14 protein-coding genes are annotated in these 25758 nt (G+C 70.7%); 8 read left to right on the plus strand and 6 right to left on the minus strand.

Going from position 1 to position 25758, the window contains the following annotated elements; all coding sequences use genetic code 11:
• Positions 1 to 25: 25 nt before the first annotated feature.
• The 4 genes from HNR30_RS28940 to mug all read left to right on the plus strand — a co-directional run bounded on the left by HNR30_RS28940 (position 26) and on the right by mug (position 6836).
• Complete coding sequence (locus HNR30_RS28940) at positions 26 to 1630, plus strand: 3' terminal RNA ribose 2'-O-methyltransferase Hen1 (RefSeq protein WP_181613226.1); 1605 nt, start codon at positions 26 to 28, stop codon at positions 1628 to 1630.
• The gene (locus HNR30_RS28950) at positions 1623 to 4415 is read left to right on the plus strand and encodes a polynucleotide kinase-phosphatase (RefSeq protein WP_246379555.1); all 2793 of its coding nucleotides are present in this window, start codon (positions 1623 to 1625) and stop codon (positions 4413 to 4415) included. The genes HNR30_RS28940 and HNR30_RS28950 overlap by 8 nt, the downstream gene beginning before the upstream one ends.
• A 439-nt stretch (positions 4416 to 4854) precedes the next feature.
• The gene (locus HNR30_RS28955) at positions 4855 to 6255 is read left to right on the plus strand and encodes a sugar porter family MFS transporter (RefSeq protein ID WP_181613227.1); all 1401 of its coding nucleotides are present in this window, start codon (positions 4855 to 4857) and stop codon (positions 6253 to 6255) included.
• A 44-nt stretch (positions 6256 to 6299) separates the two neighbouring features.
• Positions 6300 to 6836: a G/U mismatch-specific DNA glycosylase gene (gene mug, locus HNR30_RS28960; RefSeq protein ID WP_181613228.1), complete on the plus strand. Its 537-nt coding sequence runs from the start codon at positions 6300 to 6302 to the stop codon at positions 6834 to 6836.
• Between the two features lie 54 nt (positions 6837 to 6890).
• On the opposite strand, the gene HNR30_RS28965 is transcribed toward mug, so the two are convergent.
• The gene (locus HNR30_RS28965) at positions 6891 to 7043 is read right to left on the minus strand and encodes a hypothetical protein (protein WP_181613229.1); all 153 of its coding nucleotides are present in this window, start codon (positions 7041 to 7043) and stop codon (positions 6891 to 6893) included.
• A 132-nt stretch (positions 7044 to 7175) separates the two neighbouring features.
• Between HNR30_RS28965 and HNR30_RS50330 the strand changes: the two genes are divergently transcribed.
• Positions 7176 to 7736 carry a HEAT repeat domain-containing protein gene (locus tag HNR30_RS50330; RefSeq protein WP_181613230.1) on the plus strand — a complete coding sequence of 187 codons (561 nt, stop codon included), beginning with the start codon at positions 7176 to 7178 and terminating at the stop codon, positions 7734 to 7736.
• Here the strand turns inward: HNR30_RS50330 and HNR30_RS46960 are convergent.
• Both HNR30_RS46960 and HNR30_RS28980 read right to left on the minus strand, forming a co-directional pair.
• Positions 7708 to 8646, minus strand: a complete 939-nt coding sequence (locus HNR30_RS46960) for a DUF1707 SHOCT-like domain-containing protein (RefSeq protein ID WP_220134138.1) — start codon at positions 8644 to 8646, stop codon at positions 7708 to 7710. The two genes, HNR30_RS50330 and HNR30_RS46960, sit on opposite strands and share 29 nt — an antisense overlap.
• Before the next feature lie 7 nt (positions 8647 to 8653).
• Positions 8654 to 9409 carry a PadR family transcriptional regulator gene (locus HNR30_RS28980; RefSeq protein WP_181613231.1) on the minus strand — a complete coding sequence of 252 codons (756 nt, stop codon included), beginning with the start codon at positions 9407 to 9409 and terminating at the stop codon, positions 8654 to 8656.
• Positions 9410 to 9826: 417 nt separating this feature from the next.
• Here HNR30_RS28980 and HNR30_RS28985 point away from each other — a divergent pair, with 417 nt between their 5' ends.
• Positions 9827 to 10555 (plus strand): metal-dependent hydrolase, encoded by a 729-nt coding sequence (locus HNR30_RS28985; protein ID WP_181613232.1) that lies wholly within the window; start codon positions 9827 to 9829, stop codon positions 10553 to 10555.
• Here HNR30_RS28985 and HNR30_RS28990 read toward each other — a convergent pair whose 3' ends face one another.
• From HNR30_RS28990 to HNR30_RS29000, 3 genes are read right to left on the minus strand one after another with little or no spacing between them, the layout of a single operon-like run.
• On the minus strand, positions 10556 to 13525 hold the full coding sequence (locus HNR30_RS28990; RefSeq protein ID WP_312894711.1) for a glycosyl hydrolase family 95 catalytic domain-containing protein: 2970 nt from the start codon (positions 13523 to 13525) through the stop codon (positions 10556 to 10558). It lies immediately after the preceding gene.
• On the minus strand, positions 13522 to 16053 hold the full coding sequence (locus HNR30_RS28995) for a ThuA domain-containing protein (protein ID WP_220134139.1): 2532 nt from the start codon (positions 16051 to 16053) through the stop codon (positions 13522 to 13524). Before HNR30_RS28995 ends, HNR30_RS28990 begins: the two co-directional genes overlap by 4 nt.
• 49 nt (positions 16054 to 16102) lie before the next feature.
• Positions 16103 to 18868 carry a carbohydrate-binding protein gene (locus HNR30_RS29000; RefSeq protein ID WP_220134140.1) on the minus strand — a complete coding sequence of 922 codons (2766 nt, stop codon included), beginning with the start codon at positions 18866 to 18868 and terminating at the stop codon, positions 16103 to 16105.
• Between the two features lie 308 nt (positions 18869 to 19176).
• On the opposite strand from HNR30_RS29000, the gene HNR30_RS29005 reads away from it, so the two are divergent.
• Positions 19177 to 22788 carry a CARDB domain-containing protein gene (locus tag HNR30_RS29005; protein WP_181613235.1) on the plus strand — a complete coding sequence of 1204 codons (3612 nt, stop codon included), beginning with the start codon at positions 19177 to 19179 and terminating at the stop codon, positions 22786 to 22788.
• Positions 22789 to 22986: 198 nt separating this feature from the next.
• A complete protein-coding gene (gene acnA / locus HNR30_RS29010) occupies positions 22987 to 25713 on the plus strand; it encodes an aconitate hydratase AcnA (RefSeq protein WP_181613236.1) in 2727 nt (908 codons plus the stop codon).
• The last annotated feature ends 45 nt before the right edge of the window (positions 25714 to 25758 follow it).

Raw genomic sequence — 25758 nt, forward strand, 5'->3', positions numbered from 1 at the left:
GCGCCGGTCGGGCAGACTGTTCCCCGTGTTGCTGACGATCACGACCACCCTGACCCCTGCCACCGACCTGGGCTTTCTCCTGCACAAGCATCCCGATCGGGTGCAGGAGTTCAGCCACGCGTTCGGCACGGCCACGGTGTTCTACCCGGAGGCCTCCGAGCAACGCTGCACCGCGGCGCTGATGCTCGAGATCGACCCGGTCAGGCTGGTCCGCACGCGCAGCCACGGCTCACCCGACTTCAGCCTGTCGCAGTACGTCAACGACCGGCCCTACGCCGCCTCCTCGCTGCTGGCGGTGGCGCTCGGCGACGTCTTCCGCACCGCACGGGCCGGGCGCTGCAACGCCCGCCCGGAGCTGGCCGCCCGGCCGCTTCCCCTGGAGATCGCCCTGCCCGCGCTGCCGTGCCGCGGCGGGCCCGAGCTGGCCCACCGGCTCTTCGAGCCGCTGGGGTGGGAGGTCGAGGCCGCTGCCGTGCCGCTCGACGACGCCTTCGCCTCGTGGGGCGACTCCCGCTACGTGACGCTCACGCTGCGCGGCTCCCTGCGGCTGGCCGACGCGCTGAACCATCTGTATGTGCTGCTGCCTGTGCTTGACGACTCCAAGCACTACTGGATCGCCCCCGACGAGGTCGACAAGCTCGTGCGTGCGGGGGAGGGGTGGCTGGCCGGGCACCCGGAGCGGGCGCTGATCACGCGGCGCTACCTGGGGCGGCGCTCGTCGCTCGCCAGGACCGCGCTGGCGCGGCTCGCCGAGCTCGGCGACGAGGTGGAGGAGGCGCTGGAGCCGGCGGTCGCCGAGGAGGCGGTCGCGGGGGAGACGGCCCTGGACGAGGTGCTGGCGAGCGAGACGTGGGCATCAGCCGACGCCGACGCCGCGCCCTCGGCCGGCGATCCGGCGTCTGCGACCTCCGCGGCCGTGCCTGTGTCCTCTGCGCCTGCGTCCTCTGTGCCCGTGGCCGCCGAGCCGGAGGATCGTCTCGCGGCGGCCGAGGCGCCCACCGGCAAGCCCGCGCCCCTCAACACCCTCCGCCGCGAGGCCGTCCTCTCCACCCTGGCCGACCTCGGCGCCACCAGCGTCATCGACCTCGGCTGCGGCGGCGGCGAACTGGTCGGCGCCCTGCTCTCCCGCCCTCGCTTCACACGGGTGGCAGGCACCGACGTCTCCCCCCTCGCCCTGACCATCGCCGCCCGCAAACTGAAGCTCGACCGCATGCCCGACGCCAAGAGCGCCAGGCTCACCCTCTTCCAGTCGGCCCTCACCTACACCGACAAGAGGTTCGCCGGCTACGACGCGGCCGTGCTCATGGAGGTCGTCGAACACGTCGACCCTCCCCGTCTGACGGCGCTGGAGCGCGTGGTGTTCGGCCACGCCAAACCCCAGCACGTCATCGTCACCACCCCCAACATCGAGTACAACGTGCGCTACGAGTTCCTCACCGGCCTGCGCCACAACGACCACCGTTTCGAGTGGACCAGACAGGAGTTCGCCGCGTGGGCCGAGCAGACCGCCACCCAGTACGGCTACAGCGTGCGCTACGCCCCGGTAGGCGAACCCGACCCCGACCTGGGTCCACCCACCCAGATGGCGATCTTCACCCTTGGCCCGGCGAAGGAGGGCTCCGATGACTGAAGTACGTGTCCCCGAGCTCTCGCTCGTCGTCCTGGTCGGCGTGTCCGGCAGCGGCAAGTCCACCTTCGCCGCCAAGCACTTCAAGCCGACCCAGGTCATCTCCTCCGACTACTGCCGCGGCCTGGTCGCCGACGACGAGAACGACCAGGCGGCCACCCCGGCGGCCTTCGACCTGCTGCACCACATCGTCGGCATCCGCCTCAGCCGAGGCCTGCTCACCGTCGTCGACGCCACCAACGTGCAGTACGCCGCCCGCAAGAGCCTCATCGACCTGGCCAAACGGCACGACGTGCTGGTCGACGCCATCGTCCTCGACGTCCCGGAGGAGGTGGCGATCGCCCGCAACGAATCCCGCCCCGACCGCGACTTCGGCGCCGGTGTGGTCATCCGCCAGCGCAAGGACCTGCGACGCTCCCTCAGCAAGATCAACCGCGACGGCTTCCGCAAGGTCCACGTCCTGCACGGCCTGGACGAGATCGAGTCGGCCACGATCGGTCATGACCTGGCGTGGTCGAACAAGAAGCACCTGACCGGGCCGTTCGACATCGTCGGCGACATCCACGGCTGCCGCTCCGAGCTGCAGACGCTGCTGTCGGCCCTCGGCTGGCAGCCGGGCAGGGAGATCGACGGCCGCTGGGAGCCGGGCACCGAGATCAACGGCACCTGGCACCCCGCTGCGGCGGACGCCCTCACTGGGACCCCTCCGGCGACTCCGGCGTCGGCTGCCATGCCCTCGGCCGACGCCACCGCGGTCGCCCCCACCTCTGCCGACGCCCCCGCGGCTGCCCTCACGGGGACCCACCCCGCGACTTCGGCGAGGGCTACGCCCCCGGCCGACGCCACCGCGGTCGCCCTCACCTCGGCCGGCGCCGGCTCGGCGGGTGCCGGCCCCGCCGCGCCTTCCGCAGACCCTCGCCCCGAGGTCCACTGGGTCGACGCCCGTCACCCCGACGGCCGCACCGCCGTCTTCGTCGGAGACCTCGTCGACCGCGGCCCCGACACCCCCGGCGTCCTGCGCCTCGTCATGTCCATGGTCGAAGCCGGCCGCGCCATCTGCGTCGCAGGCAACCACGAGCAGAAACTCGTGCGAGCACTCAACGGCCGCAAGGTCCGGGTCGCCCACGGCCTGCAGGAGTCCCTCGACCAGCTCGCCGCCGCCGACGAGTCCTTCGTCGCGCGCGCCCGCACCTTCATGGACGGCCTGCTCAGCCACTACCAGCTCGACGGCGGCAACCTGGTCGTCGCGCACGCGGGCCTCAAGGAGGCCTACCACGGCCGCGCCTCCGGCCGCGTGCGCAGCTTCGCCCTCTACGGCGACACGACCGGCGAGACCGACGAGTACGGCCTGCCGGTCCGCTACCCCTGGGCGGAGGAGTACCGCGGCAGGGCGATGGTCGTCTACGGCCACACCCCCACGATCGAGCCGACGTGGATCAACAACACCATCTGCCTCGACACGGGCGCCGTGTTCGGCGGCAGCCTCACCGCCCTGCGCTACCCGGAGAAGCAGCTGGTCTCCGTCCCCGCCGAGCAGGTCTGGTACGAATCGGTCAAGCCTCTGAACGCTCCCGGCTACCGAGACCCGGGCACGCTCGACATCGGCGACGTCCAGGGCACCCGGCACATCGAGACCCGCTTCCTCAGCAGGGTCAAGATCCCCGAGGAGAACGCCGCCTCGGCCCTGGAGGTCATGAGCCGCTTCGCCGTCGACCCTCGCTGGCTGCTCTACCTCCCGCCCACCATGGCCCCGCCCGAGACGTCCAGGCTCGACGGCTACCTCGAGCACCCGCACGAGGCGTTCGAGGAGTTCGCCGCGGCAGGGGTGACGCAGGTCGTGTGCGAGGAGAAGCACATGGGCTCGCGCGCCATCGCCGTACTGGCCAGGACCCCGGAAGCGGCCGCCGCCCGTTTCGGGATCACCGACGGCTCGACCGGCTCGGTGTACACCCGCACGGGCAGGCCGTTCTTCGGCGACCTCGCCCCCCTCGTCGACCGCCTGCGCGAGGCGTGCGAGCCGCTGTGGAAGACGCTCGACTCCGACTGGGTGATGCTCGACTGCGAGCTGCTGCCGTGGTCGGCCAAGGCGATGGAGCTGATCCGCACCCAGTACGCCTCCGTGGGCGCCGCCTCGCGCACCGCCCTGCCGGCGGCGCTGTCGGCCCTCACCGCGGCGGCCGGGCGCGGCCTGGATGTGGGCGAGCTGGTAGACCGCACCCGACGCCGAGACTCCAACGCTGCCCTGTTCCGCGCCGCCTATGCACGCTACTGCTGGCCGGTCGACGGGCTCGAGGGTGTACGGCTCGCGCCGTTCCAGATCCTGGCCTGCGAGGGACGCGCCACGGCGCTGGAGCCGCACGCCTGGCACCTGTCCACCCTGGGCACGCTCGACCACCCGCTCATCGCTCAGACCCGGCACCTGTTCGTCTCGCTCGACTCCCAGGAGTCGCGCGACGAGGCCACCGCGTGGTGGGAGACGATGACGGCCGCGGGCGGGGAGGGCATGGTGGTCAAGCCCGCCGAGCACACCCCGGGCCGGATCCAGCCGGGCGTCAAGGTGCGCGGGCGTGAATACCTGCGCATCATCTACGGACCCGACTACACCGAATCGCTCGACCTGCTGCGGCGTCGCTTCCTCGGCAAGAAGCGCTCACTCGCCCTGCGCGAGCACGCGCTCGGCCTGGAGGCGCTGTCGCGGCTGGCCGACGGGGAGGCGCTCTGGCGCGTCCACGAGCCGGTGTTCGGCGTCCTCGCCCTCGAGTCGGAGCCGGTCGACCCCCGCCTCTGACGATCACCGCCGCCCGTTCAGCGCACGGTGTGGACCGTGCTGCACGGTGTGGACCGTGCTGCACGGTGTGGACCGTGCTGCACGGTGTGGACCGTGCTGCACGGTGTGGACCGTGCTGCACGGCGTGGACTGCGCTGCGCAGGGTGCGCGGGGCGGGGTGCGCGGGGCGGGGTGCGCGGGGCGGTGCGCCTGGCGTGCGCGGCGGATGACGGCGCACGTCGCGCCCGCCGCCCCGGCCACCGCCCCGGCCACCGCCCCGGCCACTGCCCCCTTGACCCTGACCGCGTGGCACCCCAAGCTCCCCGTCATGCACACGGCCCTGGGCAGGAGAGCTGCGGCTTTTGGCAACCCGCGTACGAGCGCCTGCTGGAGACAAAGTTTAGGTGATCAAGCCTGTACATAGAGTGACATGAGGGTACGCCCCCGGCGAGGGGGGACCATGGCAACGCAGGCGAACCATCAGGAGCACCTCGGCCACGTCGTGTTCATCACGGCGGCGGCGGCGATCGGCGGCTTCCTGTTCGGATACGACAGCTCGGTGATCAATGGCGCGGTCACCGGTATCCAGAAGTACTTCGAGGTCGGCACGGTGGAGACCGGCTTCGTGGTGGCGATCGCGCTGCTGGGTTCGGCGGTGGGCGCCTGGTTCGCCGGCAGGCTGGCCGACAGGTGGGGGCGCACCAGGAGCATGCAGGCCGCCGCGCTGATCTTCGCGGTCAGCTCGATCGGGCAGATGCTGCCGTTCGCGATCTGGGACCTGGCCTTCTGGCGCGCGCTGGCGGGCGTCGCGATCGGCATGGCGTCGGTGCTCGGCCCTGCCTACATCGCCGAGGTGGCGCCGCCCGCCTACCGGGGCAGGCTGGGGTCGTTCCAGCAGCTGGCGATCGTGCTGGGCATCGCCGTGTCGCAGCTGGTCAACTACGGCATCGGCCAGCTCGCGGGCGGTGACGTGAACAACGAGCTGTGGGGTCTGGAGGCCTGGCAGTGGATGCTGGGCGCGTGCGTCGTGCCGGCCGTCGCCTACCTGCTGTTCGCCTCGGTCATCCCCGAATCGCCGCGTTTCCTGATCTCCGTCGGCAAGATCGAGCAGGCCAGGAAGGTGCTGTCCGAGGTCGAGGGCGACGACGTCGACCTCGACGCCCGCGTCGCCGAGATCAAGACCGTGCTGCGCAGCGAGCACACGCCGACCCTGCGCGACCTGCGCGGCTCGGCGATGGGCCTGCTGCCGATCGTGTGGATCGGCATCGCGCTCTCGGTCTTCCAGCAGTTCGTCGGCATCAACGTGATCTTCTACTACTCGTCGTCGCTGTGGCAGTCGGTCGGCATCGACCAGAGCCAGTCGCTGCTCATCAGCGTCATCAGCGCCGTCATCAACATCCTGGGCACGTTCATCGCCATCGCCCTGGTGGACCGGGTGGGACGCAAGCCGCTCCTGCTCGTCGGCTCGGCGGGCATGGCGATCTCGCTGGCGACCGCCGCGTGGGCGTTCAGCTCCGCGAGCGGCTCGGGCGCCGACGTGACCCTGCCCGATCCGCAGGGCACCATCGCGCTCATCGCGGCCAACACGTTCGTGCTCTTCTTCGCCCTGTCCTGGGGTGTCGTGGTCTGGGTGCTGCTGGGCGAGATGTTCCCCAACAGGATCCGCGCCGCCGCCCTCTCGGTCGCGGCCTCCGCCCAGTGGGTCGCCAACTGGGCGATCACCGTGTCGTTCCCGCGCCTTTCCGAGTGGAACCTGCCGCTCACCTACCTCGGCTACGCGTTCTTCGCCGCGCTGTCGTTCCTGTTCGTCGCCCGGTTCGTCAAGGAGACCAAGGGGCGGCGGCTGGAGGACATGGGCTGAGCGCCGCGGCGAAACTGTCGCCGCCCGGGCGTAGTCTCCGGGGTGTGATCGACGACGTCCTGGGCCCTGATCTCGACGTTCTGTTCTGCGGCATCAACCCTGGCCTCATGTCGGAGGCCAAGGGCCGGCACTTCGCCCGCCCCGGCAACCGGTTCTGGCCCGCCCTCCACCTGTCGGGCTTCACGCCGCGCCGGCTGACGCCCGACGAGCAACACCTCCTGCCGCTGTACGGCCTGGGCATCACCAACATCGTCGCTCGCCCCAGCGCCACGGCGGCCGAGCTCACCCCGCAGGAGTTGAGAGACGGTGCGGTACGGCTCGCGGAGCTGGTCGAGCGCACCCGGCCCAAGGCGCTGGCGGTGCTCGGCATCTCCGCGTATCGCACTGGCTTCGCACGTCCCAAGGCGGTCATCGGCCCGCAGGACGACCTGGTCGCAGGGGCGCGGGTATGGGCGCTGCCGAACCCGAGCGGCCTCAACGCGCACTGGTCGCTCGACGGCATCGCCGCCCAGCTCGCCCAGCTACGGTCCGCGCTGGACCTGCCACCGCGGTCGGGCGAGGAGACCGGGGGAGGCGAGTAGGCGGTGAGTGAGGCTGCGGAGAGCGTGCGAGTCGCGGGTGGTCCCGCGGCGGCGTTAGGTGCCTTGTCGGGAGACGGGCGCGACGTGGAGCGCGGGGGACATGACGGTGGTGAGGTCGGCCATGCCCCGGATGGTGGTGGGGTGGTCGGCGATCCCGCGGATGGTGGCGAGGTCGGCCATGCCATGGAGAGCGGTGTGGTCGGTCATACCGCGGATGGTGGTGTGGTCGGCGATCCCGCGGATAGTGGCCAGGTCGGCCATGCCGCGACCGGTGGCGCGCGGAGGGCCGTCAGCGGGCCGTCGGCGGGGGCCGTCGGCGGGCCGAAAGGGGCGCGGATCGTGGCGGTGCGTGGCGAATGGCCCGAGGACGCGGGCGCTCATCCGAGAGTCCTGGTCGAGCAGGCGTGCCGGGTGTACGGCGAGGCCAGGGTGGCCGCCTGGTGTGCTGACCTGCTCGTGCTGGCCGTGGGCTACGACGACCCCGGTGAGCCGCCGCTGGTGTGGATCGGCGGCGCCCCTGCCGTTGACGGGCTCGGCGTGGGGTGGAAGGAGCACTGGCCACGGGTCTGGGGAGCCAGGGGGCTGCTCTACGCGTGGACCCCTGCCGCAGCGCCCGCCGTGGTGCGGGGGCTGGAGGACACGTCGTGGCGGGTGCGCGAGATGTGCGCGAAGGTCGCACGGCTGCGGGAGCTGGGGGAGGCGGCCGATGTGCTGGCCGGGCTCGTCGGTGACGAGGTGCCCCGGGTGCGGGCGGCGGCGCTGCGGGCGCTCGGCGTGACGGGGGAGGGCGAGCACGCCCCCGTGGTCAGGGGCGCGCTCGACGATCGGGAGGCCTCGGTACGGCAGGCGGCGGACAAGGCGCTGGGGCAGCTCAGAGTCCGGCTCGACCGGGACCTGTGAAGCGGCGTCCGTGGGCGATCCTGCGGATCACGTGGAAGGCCGTGGCACCGATCCACAGGGCGAGGACGACCTTGAAGAAGCCGAATCCGCCCACGATGAGGCCGATGACCGCGGCCAGGAGGAGGATCGGCACGAACGGCCCGGGGCCGTGGCGGTGGGCCCACGGGTGAGGGGAGTGCCGCATGTGCCGGCGCATGTCGTGGCGGATGCGGTGCATCTCGCGGCGATGGGCGCGCATGGCGGCGTGCCAGGCGGCGGGGTCGTGATCGGGCCAGCGCAGTCCTCGCCGCTCGGCCTCGGCCTGCCATCCTGCGAGCCACGGTCCAGGCCCGGAGCCGATGCCACGGCCGATTTGGGGGCTGGGGCTTGAGCTCGGGCCCATGTCCGGGTCGAACGGGGGGCCGGGGCGCGAGCGGGCGTCCGTGTCCGGGTCGAACAGGGGGCCGGGGGGCGAGCCGGGGTCCGTGTCCGGGCCGAACGTTGAGCCGGGGTCCGTGTCCGGGTCGAACCGGGCGTCGGGGCCCATGCCGGGACTCATGCCGGGGCCCATGCCAAGCCCCCTGCCGGGACCCAGGCCGGGACCAAACCGAGGGCCGGGGCCCGGGCTGGAGGGGTGGTGGCCCCAGCCGCCGTGGCCCCACGGGTGGTGGTGGCCTCGGCGGGTGCGGCGTGGGGTGTGCGCCGTGCCGTACCCCGGCTCGAGGGAGTCAGGGCCGGCGGCGTGGCCGTACTCGTCGACCGGGAGGTCGGCGGTGACGGCCGTCAGGTCGCGAGCGGTCCTGGCCGCGAGGGCCAGGTCGAGACGCTCGTCGAGCTCCTCGCGGCTCAGGCGGCCCTGCGCGAAGTGTTCGCGCAGGACGGCCATCGCCCGGTCGCGCTCGGCGTCGCCGATGCGCAGCTCACCGCTCATGTCAGGGTCACTCCTCGTCGGAGTCGGCGTCGGTGTCGCCGTCGGCCAGGATCTGGTAGAGCTTGCGCCGCGTCTCGTTGAGGATCTTGCGAGCCTCGCGGACCTGCGACGGGGAGCCGGTCTGCGCGATCTGCATCATCGCGAAGGCCGACTGGCGGGCGACGTCCCAGAGGTCGGCGGTGGTGTCGTCGACGTCGGGGCGCATCTCCTCCCAGGGGGCGCGCACCTCGTCGGTGTGCGAGTCGATGTAGGCGCGGCCGGACTCGGTGAGGCGGAAGGTCTTGCGGCCGTCGGCCTCCTCGGAGATGATCAGGCCTTCGTCCGTGAGTTGCTGGAGCGCCGGGTAGACGGCGCCGGGGCTGGGCTTCCAGCCGCCTTCGCTGCGCTCGGCGATCTCCTGGATGATCTGGTACCCGTTGCGGGGTTCCTCGGCCAGCAGGGCCAGGATGGCGGCGCGGACGTCGCCGCGCTTGGCCTTGCGGCCTCGCCCGCCCCAGCCGCCGTGGCGGGGACCGAACGGTCCGCCGGGTCCCCCCCAGGGGCCGCGGCCGAAGTCGAAGGGGAACGGTCCAGGGCCTCGGCGGCCGCGGTGGCGGTGCTCGTGTGGCCCGCCTTCCGGGCCTCCGGGGCGATGGGGGCGGCCGCCTCCGTGGTGTTCGACGCGCTCCCAGGCTTCGGCGAGGTGGCGGGCGCCTTCGCGCAGGGCCTTCTTCAGTTCGCGTGCGTCGGGCCACTGCCCGCCGGCTGCATGTGTGTAACTCATGGTGATACTCCTTCGATCGTTCGTGATGCTTCTACGATATATCGAGAACATGTCGTTGGCAATCGGGCATTCCCAGAGTGAGCCAGATCACGAAAAAGTCGCGGAATTCGGGAACACATCTCCCGTGGAGGCCGTTGGATAGTTCAGACGAGGTCGTTCCGCGTCGGCAGGGCTGGGGGGTGCTGTCGCTGCGGTAACGACCTCGTCTTTGTTTTGCGCGAGGCGAGTGCCCGGGTTTGCGCAAGGGAAGTGCCCGGCGGGCCCACGCGAGGACCCGCGGGGCCACCGGCAACAGGCCGGGGGCCACGGGCAACACGCAGGGACATGCGGGCAACACGCCGGGACACACGGGCAACACGCCGGGACACGCGGGCCGGAGGCACGCGGAAGCCCGCCACGACTGGGTACCCTGTGATCATGATGGGCCACTCGCACGCCATGACCGGCGCCATCGCCTGGTTAGGCCTGGCACCGGCGCTGGCGGCGCTTCCGCTGCTCGCCGAGGAGTCGAAGTACTTCGAGACCGGCATCATGGCCACCGCCCTGACGCCCACCGAGCTCATCGCCGGTGCGCTCGTCTGCGCGGGCGCAGCGATGCTGCCCGATCTCGACCACCCCAGCGCCACCATCGCCCAGACCTTCGGCCCCATCACGTGGGCGCTGAGCAAGGTCGTGGCGTGGCTGACCGGCGGCCATCGGGGCATGACGCATTCGCTGGTCTTCGCCGTCCTGATGGGGTTCGGTGCGCACTGGCTGGCCGACGCCTATCCGATCGGCCGCGACATCCTGGTCATCCTGATGGTCGGCCTGGCGTTGCGGGCGATCGGCATCGGCGTCCCCGGCAACAAGTGGGGCTCGATGATGGTCAACATCGGCCTCACGGCGGGCATCTACGTCGTCTTCATGTCGTTGGGCGTGGGTTACGCGTGGCTGGGCCTGGCGATCGGGCTCGGGTGCCTGATCCACGTGGTGGGCGACTGCATGACGGAGCGGGGCTGCCCGGTGTTGTGGCCGATGGGCGCCAGGTTCGTGCTGCCGTGGAAGATCGGGATCAAGACCGGCAAGAGGTTCGAGCAGAAGATCCTCGCCCCGCTCCTGTCCGTCGCCATCATCGGGCTGCTGTTCCTCCGCCTGGCGCCCATCTAGTCACGGGAAAGCGATCTCCTTCCACCGGGGCACGTCCGCCGCGGGCAGGGCTCGTGCCAGGACGGCCATGCGGTCGACCGCGCCGGAGAGCCGCTGCCGGCCGTCCTGGTCGGCGGCGAAGCGCAGCGGCCGGGTGGCGCAGCCCATGATCCCGCCCGCGCCGGTCTGCCCGCCGCCCGCGCGGGCGCCGTCGACGTAGACGGTGATCACGCCGGTGCGGCCGAGCGTGACCACGAGTTCGATGAGCCGCCCGGTGGGCAGCGCCGCGTCGGTGGTGATGTTGCGTCCGGCCCCGATGAAGCGCAGATGGCCGGAGGGCGTGACGTCGACGATGATCCCGTCGTCGCCGGGGTTGCCGGAGGGCTGGGAGTCGAACAGCCGCCGGTAGCCGGATCCGGCGATGCGGACCTGCGCGGCGAACGTCGCCTCGGGCAGCAGCCCCAGCGTGGTGGGCGCGGTGGTGAGGTAGGTGGAGCCGTTGAGCAGCAGCGCCCCGGCCGAGTAGCCGCCGGAGCCGACGATCGTGGCGGTGCGCCCGTTGCCGGAGGAGTCGGTCACCGTGGTGCCCGAGACCGGGTCCCACGCGACGACGGGCCGGTCGGCGGGCGCGGTGGCGCACGGTCCCGGCGAGCCGGTGAGGGTGTAGGTCCTGCCCGCCTGGGCGGTGAAGGTGAGGGTGTCGCCGTCACGCGTGTACGGCACGGCGGCGCCGGTGTCGTCTTTCAGCACGCTGAGCGGGGTGCGCACCCGCAGTGTGCCCGGCCCGCCGGGCCGCAGCGTGACCCGTTCCGCCGCCCGGCCGCGCCAGGCGACGTCGACGGCGACGTTCCCCCGCGCACGCAGCCCGGTCACGGATCCCGCGGGCCAGGCGGCGGGTACGGCGGGCGCCGGATGGATGACGCCGTGCTGCGACTGCAGCAGCATCTCGGCCACACCCGAGGTCGCTCCGAAGTTGCCGTCGATCTGGAACGGCGGATGGGTGTCCCACAGGTTGGCCAGCGTCGAGGTGCGCAGCTGCTCGGAGAGCATCTTGTGCGCGTGGTCGCCGTCGAGCAGCCGCGCCCAGAAGTTGATCTTCCAGGCCTTCGACCAGCCGGTGCCCCCGTCGCCTCGCGCCGTCAGGGAGACCTTGGCCGCCTGGGCGAAGGCCGTGCCCGGCTGGATGGCGTCGCCGGGATGCAGGGCGTACAGGTGGGAGACGTGCCGGTGGTCGTCGGTGCGCGAGTCCCAGTCGGCCTTCCACTCCTGCAGCTGACCCCACGACCCGACTCGCAGGCCGCGATCGAGTGCCGCCAGCGCCTGCCGTACCTCGGGTTCGTCGGTGCCGAGGACGGCGGCGGCGGCCAGCACGTTGCCGAACAGGTCGGCGACGATCTGCTGGGACATGGCCGCCCCGGCGGAGAAGTCGCCGTGCTCGGGTGAGTAGCTGGGCGAGACGACCTTCCTGCCGTCACGCGGGTCGGTGTGCAGGTTGTCGACCCAGAACAGGGCGGCCTCCCGCATCGCCGGATAGACCGACTGCAGCAACGCGCGGTCGCCGCTGAACCGGTAACGCTCGTACAGGTGGCGGCACAACCAGGCGGCGGCCTCGGGGAACCAGAAGGAGGTCGCCCAGTTGTGCACGCCGGTGAAGCCGAACGGGTTCGTCTCGTTGTGCACCACCCAGCCGCGCGAGCCGAACATCTCCTGCGCGGTCCTGCGGCCGGGCGCCGCCAGCTGCTGCACGTAGCGTGTCAGCGGCGCCACCGTCTCGGGCAGGGCGGTCTGCTCGGCCGGCCAGTAGTTCATCTGGAGGTTGATGTTGACGTGGTAGTCGGCCGACCAGGGCGGGCTGGTGGAGTTGTTCCACACGCCCTGCAGGTTGGCCGGCAGCGAGCCGGAGCGGGAGGAGCTGACGAGCAGGTACCGCCCGTAGGCGAAGAACAGCGCCTCCAGTGCCCGGTCGTCGCTGCTCGACCCGCCGGTGTAGGCCGAGCGCAGCCGGTCGGTCGGCACCTGCGGGGTGCCCTGCCCGAGGTCGAGCCTGACCCGGTCGTTCAGCGCGCGGTAGTCGGCCAGGTGTGCCTGCCGCAGCGCGTCGAAGCCGCGCGCCGCAGCCTGGTCGACCGCGGCGGTGACCCTGGCCTGCGGATCGGCGCCCCGGTAGGAGGGGTAGGTGTCGGCGTAGTCGGTGCCCATCGACATGACGAACATCGCGCTGTCGGCGCCGCTGACGGTGACGCGGTCGCCGCCGTCGGAACGGCTGCCGCCGCTCGTCAGCACCTGGATCTGCCCCTCGAAGCGCATGCCGTTGTCGGCGAGCGCGCCCCGGATGCGCAGCCTGCCGTTCGACACGCTGACCTGCCGGTCGTTGCGCGGCGAGGTGGTGCGCAGCGTGAAGGAGACGCGGCCGGGCTGCGAGGCGGTCAGCCTGCCGACGATCACGTTGCCGGGGAAGCTCGCGAAGTACTCGCGGGTGTAATCGACGCCGCCCGAGGTGTAGCGCACGCGGGCGATCGCCTCGCTCAGCGACAGCTCGCGCCGGTAGCCGGTGGCGCCCCCGTGCCCGGTGTCGAGCCACACGTCGCCGAAGGTCTGGTAGCTGCCGAAACCCGTCTTGCCCTGGCCGAGCCTGGCCGCGACGGCTTCCGGGGTCATGCGGGTGTCGCGGTCGATCTGCGCCTTGACGTCGCCGATGGCGCCGGGCCTGGGGCTCCTCCAGTTGCCGAAGTCGTAGCCGGGCGAGCCTGGCCCGCCGGTCCACAGGGTCTTCTCGTTGACCTGCAGCTGTTCGGTGGCGACGCCGCCGAACACGGTCGCGCCCAGGGCGCCGTTGCCGATGGGCAGGGACTGGGTCTCCCAGTCGGTGGCGGGCTGCTCGTACCAGAGGGTCTGGTTGTCGGGTACGGCTGCCGCCCGCGCGGCGGGGCCGGTGCCGCCGGCCGCCACGAGGGTGGCGGCCAGCAGCACGGCGGACATCAGGAGTCTCACGACTGGGCCTCGAACTGGGTCACCCAGTGCCTGGTCCGGTCGAGGTAGGCGGTCTGGGCGGCGGCGCCGGTCCTGCCGTAGGCGCCCTCGAAGCTCTGGTAGCCCGAGCGCGGCACGGCGGGTTCGATGATGCTGCCCTCGTGCCACTCGTTGAACGAGGTGATGGAGACCCAGGTGGGCCGGGTGTTCAGCGCGTTGGTCCACTCCCTGTCGTAGGTGGCGCCGTTGTCGCGGCCGAGCGTCGGGGTGGTGTTGCCGGGCACCGCGCGGTCGTCGATGTAGCCGGGGCCGACCGAGGGCGCCCAGACCAGGCCGTTGGCGCGGGCGTAGTCGGCGGCCTGCTGCCAGCCGGGCGCGGTGGCGCCGGCGATGGCGTCGTAGGTGTACATGCCGCCGAAGTGAGCGATCTTGGAGGTGTCGGTGGTCTGGGCCAGGATCACGTTGCTCTGGTTGACCTGCGACAGCGCCGACCAGTCGGTGATGCGCAGGCTCTCGAAGACGTAGAAGGCGTTGCTGAAGGCCGGATGCGTGCCGTACGTCTGGTTGATGTAGCGGATGTCGTCGACGGTCGAGGCAGCCGTACGGCCGGCGTACGGCTCCAGGTGCCAGGCGACCTTGAGTCCCTGCGCGGCGGCGGCGTCCATGACGCCGCGCGCCAGGCCGTCCTCGTAGCCGCCGCGCCCCCACCAGCTGTAGACCAGCACTCCCGCGCCGGACTGCCTGATCCACTTCATGTGCTGGGTCACGGCGCCGGCGAAGTCACCGGAGTCGTAGGCGCCGAGCGCCGGGTAGAAGTCGGCGCCGACGCTGTCGGGAGGGTTCTGGCCGCCCTGCTGCCAGTGCCGCCACGGGTTCGTGTCGTACCAGGGGTAGTAGAAGATGTGCGTCTTGGCCGAGACCGGAGCGGTGACGGGGGCGGTGTCGAGCGTCAGGGTGTCGACGTCGAACAGTGAGCCGCCACCGCCGGTGAAGGTGAGGAAGAGCGGCCCGGAACCGGAGGTCAGCGAGGTGGTGACGGTCTGGAAGTTCTCCCAGCCGCCCGTCTGCGGCACCGCGACGGAGCCGAGCACGGGCCCGGTCTGCGAGCCCGAGCGGATCTGGATGGTGCCGCCCGCGCCGCCCGAGGAGATGCGGGCGCTGAAGCGGGTCGCTCCCGACACGTTGACCTGGGAGTATCCGGCCCAGTCCCCGTTGTCGATGTAGCCGGCGGTCCTGCCGCCGCTGGCGGGCGCGTGGTTGGCGACCTGGACGCCTCCGGTCGAGGTGTAGGCCTCGCCCTCGACGGTCGTGGTGCCGCCCGTCGACAGTTCCTTGATGCGGATGTTGCGGAAGGCGACCTGGTCGGAGGCGCTGTGGTTCTGGATGCCGACGTGTCCCTGGCGCAGGGAGCGGGCGGGGTCGGTGTTGGTGAAGTCGTTGATCTTCCTGCCGTTCAGGAAGACCTGCAGCCGCTCGCCCTCCACGAGCAGCTCGTAGGTGTTCCACTCGCCGGGCGGGTTGAGCGCGGCGTCGCGGGCGGCCTGGTCGGCGGCCTTGAAGCCGTAGATGGAGCCGGTGGTGCGGTCGGGGGTGTCGGAGGCGTCGATCTGGACCTCGTAGCCGTTGCCGACCGCCGAGTTGGGGTCGCCGGAGGGCGGGAAGCCGACGAAGACGCCGGAGTTGCCGTCGCCGGTGACCTTCCAGTCGAGCTTGAGCGAGTAGGAGGCGAACTCGCGGGCCTGATACCACAGCAGGCCCATGCCGCCCTGCGAGGTGAGGGTGGCGTCGGCGTTGGCGAACGAGCCGGGGCCCGCCTGCGACCAGCCGGTGGTCGAGCCGTTGTAGAGCGTGGTGTAGCCGGTCTCGGGACGGCAGTCGGCCTTGGCGAAGCCCGCCGCGTAGCGGATGCCGCCCAGCAGCAGGCGGCGGAAGTTCTGGTCGGCGTAGGACTCGATGGTGTGGCCGAGCCCGGTGTAGAACGAGCGCCCGTTGCCCTGCGGATGGCACCAGGTGATCGGGTGGTCGCCCATGTCGCCGCCGCTGTAGCTCGACTCGTCGAGCGTCTGCAGCACCTTCACGCCGGGCCGCGGGTTGGTGCGGTAGTTGTACCACTCGTCGGTGCGGCTCCAGGCCTGGCCCAGGTGGGCGGTGGCCGCGTGGGCGCGGTCCTCGCTCCTGACGGTGGCCTGCTGGATGTGGGGATGGCTCTTGAAGTAGGCGCCGGCCAGTTTCTCGTAGTACGGCCAGCCGTACTCGGTGTCGGCGGCGGCGTGCACGCCCACGTAGCCGCCCCCGCCGTCGACGTAGGACTGGAAGGCGGCCTGCTGGCTGTCGTTGAGCACGTCGCCGGTGGTGCTGAGGAAGACGACGGCCTTGTAGGGGGAGAGGTTGGAGAAGACCGAGGCGTCCTCGGTCGCGGTGACGGTGAAGTTGTTGGCCGCGCCGAGGTCGCGGATGGCCTGGATGCCCGCGGGGATGGAGTCGTGACGGAACCCGGCCGTCTTCGAGAAGACCAGGACCTGGTAGGCGGGATCTGGAGCGATGGTCATGAATCCTGCTAAGAGTGCCAGGGGAAGGATCTTGTTCAGCATGGCCCGCCTACCGCGTGATCGTGAAGGTGTCGACGTCGAAAAGGAAGCCCCCACCGCCGGTGAAGGTCAGGAACAGGGGCCCGGAACCGGAGGTCAGGGTCGTGGTGACGGTCTGGAAGCTCTCCCAGCCGCCCGTCACGGGGACGGCGACGGAGCCGAGCAGGGTCCCGGTCTGCGAGCCGGAGCGGATCTGGATCGTCCCGCCGGAGCCGGCCGATGACACGCGGGCGCTGAACCCCTTCGCGCCCGCCGTACTGACCTGCGAGTATCCGGCCCAGTCGCCGTTCTCGATGTAGCCGGCGGTCTTGCCGCCGCTGGCGGGCGCGTGGCCGGCGACCTGGACGCCGCCGGTGGAGGTGTACGACTCGCCCTCGGCCGTGGTCGGGGCGGCCGATCGGCCGAAGGTGAAGGCGTCGACGTCGAACAGGTTGCCCTGGCCGGTCGGGCCCTTGAAGACGAGGAAGAGCCTGGTGGTGCCGGCGGGCGCGCCCGACAGCGGCGCGGTGACGTCGGCGAAGGTGTCCCAGCCGCCGGTCACCGGGACGGTCACCGTGCCGAGCAGGGTGCCGGTGGCCGAGCCCGCGCGCACCTCGATGGTGCCGCCGGTGCCGCCGGAGGAGACGCGCGCGGTGATGGACGACGCTCCGGCCAGCACGTACGGCTCGAAGGAGATCCAGTCGCCGTTGTCGGTGAAGCCGACCGTCTTGCCGCCTTCCGCGCCGCCGTGGTCGGCGAGCTGGATGCCCTGCATGGCGCCGTGGTGCTCGGCCTGGCGGTGCACCGGTTGCAGGGTGCGCACGCTGTGCGTGGTCAGCCCGCCCTTGTCGGTGTACTCGGCGTCGAAGACCCCGTACAGGTTGGCCGCGGCGTCGTGCTCGCCGTCGGCCGGGACGGTGATCGAGCCCGAGCAGCCGGTCTTGGAGGTGATGGCGTGGGTGTGGCTGTCGTGCCCGACGAGGTAGGTGACCTTGACCTTGGTGCAGTCGATGGCGCCGTCCTCGGGGTCGCTGACGGTGACCTGGAAGGGCACGGCGTCGCCGTACGCGAACAGCTGGCCGTTGGGGGGAGCGGCGAGCGTCACCGTGGGAGCGGTGTTTCCGACGGTCACCACCAGGCTGGCGGTGCCGGTCAGGCCCTCGGAGTCGCGCACGGTCAGGGTCGGGGTGAAGGTGCCGCTGGCGGTGTAGGTGTGGCTGGGATTGGCCTGGGTGGAGGTGGAGCCGTCGCCGAAGGCCCAGGAGTAGGTCAGCGGCCCGCCCTCGGGGTCGGCGCTGCCCGCGGAGGAGAACGCGACGGACAGGGGCGCCGCTCCCGACGTCGGGGTGGCCGCGACCTTCGCGACCGGGCTGCGGTTGCCGCCGCCGATGTACTCGATGCGCCACAGCGCCTGGTTGCCGCCGCCGGTGCCGTAGTCGAGCACGTAGAGCGCGCCGTCGGGGCCGAAGCCCGAGTCGATGATCTGGGTGCCGGTCCACGGGAAGGTGTCGATGACGCCGTAGCCGCCGTCGGACCTGACCTCGACCGCCTTGATCCACTTGCGGCCGAACTCGGTGGCGAAGTAGCGGCCGTCGAGCGACTGCGGGAACTTGACCGGCGAGTTGAGCGCGGCGTTGTAGCGGTAGACCTCGCCGCCCATGGGCGATTCCGAGCCGCTGCCGAACTCCGGAGGCGAGCCCGCGTCGCCGGCGTAGCGGATCCAGGCGGGCTTGGCCGGGGGCAGGGTGGCCTGGCCGGTGTTGCGGAAGGAGTTGTTGGCCGGTCCCGCCGCGCAGTTGTACTTGGCGGCGGAGGGCCCGCCGGGGAAGGTATACTCGTTGTAGGTCTCGGTGGCGGTGTTGGTCCCGGTGCAGTACGGCCAGCCGTAGTTGCCCGGCGCGGTGATGCGGTTGAACTCCACCTGCCCGCTGGGACCCCGGCCGGGATCGGTCACGCCCGCGTCGGGGCCGTAGTCGCCGAGGTAGACGATGCCCGTGGGTCTGTCGACCGACATGCGGAAGGGGTTGCGGAAGCCCATCGCGTAGATCTCGGGCCTGGTGTTCGGCGTTCCCTGCGGGAACAGGTTGCCGCTGGGGATCGTGTAGGTGCCGTCGGGCTGGACCTTGATGCGCAGGAGCTTGCCGCGCAGGTCGTTGGTGTTGCCCGAGGAACGCTGGGCGTCGAACTGCGGGTTGCGGTCGGTGCGCTCGTCGATGGGGGTGTAGCCGGCCGACTCGAAGGGGTTGGTGTCGTCGCCGGTGGTCAGGTAGAGGTTGCCCTGGGCGTCGAAGTCGATGTCGCCGCCCACGTGGCAGCACTGGCCGCGGTCGTTGGCCACCTGCAGCACGACCTTCTCGGTGGCCGGGTCGAGGGTGTTGTCGGCCTTGAGGGTGAAGCGCGAGAGGTTGAGGTGGCCTTTCCACGCCGTCCAGTCGGTTCCGGTGGCGGGCGCGTCTCCTGCCGGGGTGCTGAGCTTGGGCGAGTAGTACAGGTAGACGAAGCGGTTGGTGGCGAAGCCCGGATCGGCGGCCACGCCCTGCAGCCCTTCCTCGTCGTGGGTGTAGACGTCGAGCTTGCCGGCGACCTTGGTGTTGCCGGCGGCGTCGGTGTGGCGCAGCGTGCCGTCCCGGGCGGTGTGCAGCACCGACCGGTCGGGCAGGACGGCCATGCCGATGGGCTCGCCCAGCTCGGCCGGGCCGGCGGCCAGCTGGACCTGTTGGTAGTCAGCGGAGGGAATGTCCGCCGCGGCGACGCCGGATAACACCAGCGACGCCGCGGCGAGCAGCCTGGACCACATGAGCTTCCTTCCTGACCTGGGGGGTGTGTCAGGCAAGGCGCGCGATGCCATGTAGTGCCGTGTTTACCCACCCTCACGGAAGCTGTCAATACAGTCGCTGCAAGGGCTTCTTAACGTTTTGCGTAGGAGCTGGGCGTTTCGCGGTGATTTTCCCGTCGTTGACGCCCCTGTAGCCCGCTTGTAACATTCGGCCAGCGGTACGCAAAAAATCAACAAGAACTTGTTGATTAGGCGGCATCACCTCGCAACTCTCCATCTGTGCACCTGCCATCCACCCCCCTGTCGTGCTCCGACGAGAGAAGAAGCGCATGAGAAAGCCCTTACGGCTGGTGGCGACCGTGCTCGCCGCAGCCCTGCTCACCTTCGGCTGGGGCGTGCCGGCCTCGGCCGCGGGCGGGCCCAACCTGTCGCCGGGCAAGGCGACCCAGGCGAGCAGCGCCGTCTCCGGATACCCGGTGTCGGCCATCAACGACGGCGACCAGGCCAGTTACTGGGAGAGCGCCAACAACACCTTCCCGCAGTGGGCGCGGGTCGACCTCGGCACCCCCACGAGCGTGGACCAGATCGTGCTGAAGGTTCCCGCCCCCGCCGCGTGGCAGACCCGCACCCAGACGCTCAGCATCCAGGGCAGCAACGACGGCGGCACCTTCACCACCGTCGTGGCCTCCGCGGGCTACACCTTCAACCCCGCGACCGGCAACCGGGTGACGATCGACTTCCCGGCCGCCACCTACCGCTACTGGCGGGCCCACATCACCGCCAACGCCGGATGGCCCGCCGGGCAGATCTCGGAGTTCGAGATCTACGGCGCCTCCGGCGGCGGCGACACCCAGGACCCGACCGCTCCCGGCAACCTCGCCTTCACCCAGCCGGCCGCTGGGCAGATCAGGCTGACCTGGACGGCTTCGAGCGACAACGTCGGCGTGACCGGCTACGACGTCTACGCCAACGACCAGTTCAGGGCGAGCGTGGCGGGCAACGTCCTGACCTACACCGACACCCAGCCGACCAACGCCACCGTCACTTACGTGGTCAGAGCCAAGGACGCCGCGGGCAACGAGTCGCCCAACAGCAACGCCGTCACCCGCCAGGGCACCGGCGACCCGGGCACGAACCTGGCCATCGGCAAGGAGATGGCCGAATCGGGCCACGTGCACACCTTCGTCGCGGCCAACGCCAACGACAACAACGCCGGCACCTACTGGGAGAGCAACGGCTTCCCCGGCACCCTGACCGTCAAGCTCGGCGCCAACGCCGGCGTGACCTCGGTGGTGGTCAAGCTCAACCCCGACCCGATCTGGGGTCCCCGTACCCAGAACATCCAGGTCCTGGGCCGCGAGCAGAGCGCGAGCGGCTACACGAGCCTCAAGGCGGCCGCGAACTACGACTTCCACCCCAGCAGCGGCAACTCGGTGACCATCCCGGTCTCGGGCACCGTCGCCGACGTGCAGCTGAGGTTCACCTCCAACACCGGCGCGCCCGGCGGCCAGGTGGCGGAGTTCCAGGTGTTCGGCACCCCGGCGCCCAACCCCGACCTGACGGTCACCGACCTGTCGTGGACCCCCGCCACGCCCAGTGAGACGCAGGCCGTCACCCTGTCGGCCACGGTCAGGAACGCCGGCACCGCCGCCTCCCCGGCCGACAACCTCACCTTCACCGTCGGCGGCACGCCCGCCGGGACGGTCGCCGTCCCCGCGCTGGCCGCGGGCGCCAGCACCACGGTGACGCAGAACATCGGCACCCGCGGCCAGGGCACCCACCAGGTGACCGCGACCGCCGACCCCGACAACACGCTGGTCGAGCAGAGCGAGACCAACAACGCCGCGAGCGGCAGCCTGACCGTCAGCCAGGCGCCCGGACCCGACCTGCAGGTCACCGGCATCACCACCACCCCGCCGAACCCGGCGGTCGGCGCGCCGGTCAGCTTCACCGTCGCGGTCAACAACCGCGGCATCAGCCCGGCGCCCGCGTCGGTGACCCGGGTGACCGTCGGCTCCGCCACGCTGAACGGCAACGCCCCCGCGATCGCCGCGGGCGCCACCGCCAACGTCGCCATCAGCGGCACCTGGACCGCCACCAGCGGAGGCGCGACCATCCTGGCCGCCGCCGACGCCACGAACGTGGTCGAGGAGACCAACGAGACCAACAACACCCGCACCCAGTCGATCGTCGTCGGGCGCGGCGCCGCGGTGCCGTACACCTCCTACGAGGCGGAGGCGGCAGGCCACAACGGCACGCTGCTGGAGACCGACGCGCTGCGCACCTTCGGGCACACCAACTTCGCCACCGAGTCGTCGGGCCGCAAGTCGGTCAGGCTCAACAGCACCGGCCAGTACGTCGAGTTCACCTCGGTCAACCAGGCCAACTCGATCGTGGTGCGCAACTCGATCCCCGACGCCGCGGGCGGAGGCGGCATCGACGCCACCCTCAGCCTCTACGTCAACGGCACCTTCGCCCAGAAGCTCAACCTGACCAGTAAGTACAGCTGGCTGTACGGCACGACGGACGATCCCGAGGGGCTGACGCAGACGCCGCAGGCCGACGCGCGCAGGCTCTTCGACGAGTCGCACGCCCTGCTGGCGCAGAGCTACCCGCCTGGCACGAAGTTCAAGCTGCAGCGCGACGCGGGTGACACCGCCTCGTTCTACATCATCGACATGATCGACCTGGAGCAGGTGGCCCCGGCCGCCTCGCAGCCCGCGGGCTGCGTGTCGATCACGCAGTACGGCGCCGTGCCCAACGACGGCATCGACGACACCTCCGCCATCCAGCGCGCGGTCACCGACGACCAGAACGGCGTGATCGGCTGCGTCTGGATCCCGCCGGGCCAGTGGCGCCAGGAGCAGAAGATCCTCACCGACGACCCGCTCAACCGGGGCACGCACAACCAGGTGGGCATCCGCAACGTCACCATCCGCGGCGCGGGCATGTGGCACTCCCAGCTCTACACGCTGACCGAGCCGCACCTGGTCCAGGGCGGCATCAACCATCCGCACGAGGGCAACTTCGGCTTCGACATCGACGACAACACGCAGATCTCCGACATCGCGATCTTCGGTTCCGGCCGGATCCGCGGCGGGCCCGGAGGCGCCGAGGGCGGCGTGGGGCTCAACGGGCGCTTCGGCAAGAACACCAAGATCACCAACGTCTGGATCGAGCACGCCAACGTCGGAGCCTGGGTGGGCCGCGACTACAGCAACATCCCCGAGCTGTGGAACCCCGGCGACGGCCTGGAGTTCAGCGGGGTGCGCATCCGCAACACCTACGCCGACGGCGTCAACTTCGCCAACGGCACGCGCAACTCCAAGGTGTTCAACTCCTCCTTCCGCAACACGGGAGACGACGCCCTGGCGGTCTGGGCCAGCCAGTACGTCAAGGACACCTCGGTCGACATCGGCCACAGCAACCAGTTCGTGAACAACACCATCCAGCTGCCCTGGCGGGCCAACGGCATCGCGATCTACGGCGGCTACGGCAACAAGATCGAGAACAACCTCGTCTACGACACGATGAACTACCCCGGCATCATGCTGGCGACCGACCACGACCCGCTGCCCTTCTCGGGTCAGACCCTCATCGCCAACAACGCGCTCCACCGCACCGGTGGCGCGTTCTGGAACGAGGACCAGGAGTTCGGCGCCATCACGATCTTCGCGCAGGGACGGGACATCCCGGGCGTCGTCATCCGCGACACCGAGATCCACGACTCGACCTACGACGGGATCCAGTTCAAGACGGGCGGGGGCAACGTGCCCAACGTCCAGATCACCAACGTCCGCATCGACAAGTCGAACAACGGCGCGGGGATCCTGGCCATGAGCGGGGCCAGGGGCAGTGCGACGCTGACGAACGTCACGATCACCAACTCGGCCGACGGCGACATCGTGCGCCAGCCGGGAACGCAGTTCACCATCAACTGATTCCCTGACACGGATGGCCGGTCGCGTCCTGCCGCGGCCGGCCATTCGGCATTTAGCTTGATGTCGAGATATATTGTAGATATCTTGACGTCGAGACATCCGCTGCAACCTGTGGGTTAGGGTTACCTAACGTCGTATCGCCTCCCGAGGTGCGGCAGGATTTGACTGAGCAATGGTCCACCGAGGAGGCGATTCACCGTGTCCGCGAACAGCTTCGGCAGCCGTGACACGCTGCGCGTTGGCGACGCGTCATATGAGATTTTCCGGCTCGACGCCGTCGAGGGCAGCCAGCGCCTGCCGTACAGCCTGAAAATCCTGCTGGAGAACCTCCTGCGCACCGAGGACGGCGCGAACATCACCGCCGACCACATCAACGCGCTCGGCCAGTGGGACCCCAAGGCGACGCCGAGCGTGGAGATCCAGTTCACGCCCGCGCGCGTGATCATGCAGGACTTCACCGGCGTGCCCTGCGTGGTCGACCTGGCCACCATGCGCGAGGCCGTGCGCGACCTGGGCGGCGACCCGGCCAAGGTCAACCCGCTGGCACCCGCCGAGCTGGTCATCGACCACTCGGTCATCGTCGACTACTTCGGCCACCCCGACTCCTTCCAGCGCAACGTCGAGCGCGAATACGAGCGCAACCGCGAGCGCTACCAGTTCCTGCGCTGGGGCCAGACCGCCTTCGACGAGTTCAAGGTCGTCCCGCCCGGCACCGGCATCGTGCACCAGGTCAACATCGAGCACCTGGCCCGCGTCGTCATGGTCCGCGACGGCAAGGCCTACCCCGACACCTGCGTCGGCACCGACTCCCACACCACGATGGAGAACGGCATCGGCGTTCTCGGCTGGGGCGTCGGCGGCATCGAGGCCGAGGCCGCGATGCTCGGCCAGCCGATCTCCATGCTCATCCCGCGCGTCGTCGGCTTCAAGCTGACCGGCCAGCTCCCGGCCGGCGCCACCGCGACCGACCTGGTGCTCACCGTCACCGAGATGCTGCGCAAGCACGGCGTCGTCGGCAAGTTCGTCGAGTTCTACGGCGAGGGCGTCGCCTCCGTGCCGCTGGCCAACCGCGCCACGATCGGCAACATGAGCCCCGAGTTCGGCTCCACCTGCGCGATCTTCCCGATCGACTCGCAGACCACCGACTACCTGCGCCTGACCGGCCGCAGCGAGGAGCAGATCGCCCTCGTCGAGGCCTACGCCAAGGCCCAGGGCATGTGGCTCGACAGCGACAACGAGCCCGTCTTCTCCGAATACCTGGAGCTCGACCTCGGCACCGTCGTGCCGTCGATCGCCGGCCCCAAGCGCCCGCAGGACCGCATCGCGCTGACCGACGCCAAGGAGGCCTGGCGCCGCGACGTGCAGGTCTTCGTGCCCGACGCGCTCGACGAGGAGGGTGAGGAGTCCTTCCCGGCCTCCGACGCCCCCGCGTCCAACGCCACGGCCAACGGCTTCCGGCCGCACAAGCCGGTCGAGGTCACCATGGCCGACGGCAGCTCGTTCGAGATCGACCACGGCATCGTGTCGATCGCGGCCATCACCTCGTGCACGAACACCTCCAACCCGTACGTGATGCTGGGCGCCGCGCTCCTGGCACGCAACGCGGTCGAGAAGGGCCTGACCCGCAAGCCGTGGGTCAAGACCTCCCTCGCCCCCGGCTCCCAGGTCGTCACCGGCTACTTCGAGCGCAGCGGCCTGCAGCCCTACCTCGACAAGATCGGCTTCAACCTGGTCGGCTACGGCTGCACCACCTGCATCGGTAACTCGGGCCCGCTGCCCGAGGAGATCTCGGCCGCGATCCAGCAGCACGACCTCGCGGTCACCGCGGTGCTGTCGGGCAACCGCAACTTCGAGGGCCGCATCAACCCCGACGTGAAGATGAACTACCTGGCCTCGCCGCCGCTGGTGGTCGCCTACGCGCTCGCGGGCACGATGGACATCGACCTCGACACCGAGCCCCTGGGCGTCGGCGCCGACGGCGAGCCGGTCTTCCTCAAGGACATCTGGCCCTCCCCGCAGGAGGTCGCCGAGGTCGTCGGCAACTCCATCGACCGCGAGATGTTCGCGCGTGACTACGCCGACGTCTTCAAGGGCGACGAGACCTGGCGCTCGCTGCCCATCCCGACCGGCGACACCTTCGAATGGGACGCGGCCTCCACCTACGTCCGCAAGCCCCCGTACTTCGAGGGCATGCCCGAGAAGCCGGAGCCCGTCACCGACATCCCCGGCGCGCGCGTGCTGGTCAAGGTGGGCGACTCGGTCACCACCGACCACATCTCGCCCGCGGGCTCGATCAAGGTCGGCACCCCTGCCGCCGACTACCTCAAGGCCAACGGCGTCGAGGTGAAGGACTTCAACTCCTACGGCTCGCGCCGCGGCAACCACGAGGTCATGATCCGCGGCACGTTCGCCAACATCCGCCTGCGCAACCAGATCGCGCCGGGCACCGAGGGCGGCTACACGCGCGACTTCACCCAGGCCGAGGGCCCGGTGTCGTTCATCTACGACGCCAGCGTCAACTACCAGGCCCAGGGCACCCCGCTCGTGGTCCTGGCGGGCAAGGAGTACGGCTCCGGCTCCTCGCGCGACTGGGCGGCCAAGGGCACCGCGCTGCTCGGCGTGCGCGCCGTCATCGCCGAGAGCTACGAGCGCATCCACCGCTCCAACCTCATCGGCATGGGCGTGCTCCCGCTGCAGTTCCCCGAGGGCCAGACGGCCGAGTCGCTGGGTCTGACCGGCGAGGAGGTCTTCGACATCACCGGCGTCGAGGAGCTCAACTCGGGCTCCATCCCGCAGACCGTCAAGGTCAGGGCGGGCGGCGTGGAGTTCGACGCGGTCGTGCGCATCGACACCCCGGGTGAGGCCGACTACTACCGGCACGGCGGCATCATGCAGTACGTCCTGCGCTCGCTGCTGGCCAAGTAATCTCCGCAGGCGAAGGCCGTCTCCAGACCCATGGAGGCGGCCTTC

The sequence above is a fragment of the Nonomuraea soli genome (assembly GCF_013761175.1).
Taxonomy (GTDB): Bacteria; Actinomycetota; Actinomycetes; order Streptosporangiales; family Streptosporangiaceae; genus Nonomuraea; species Nonomuraea soli.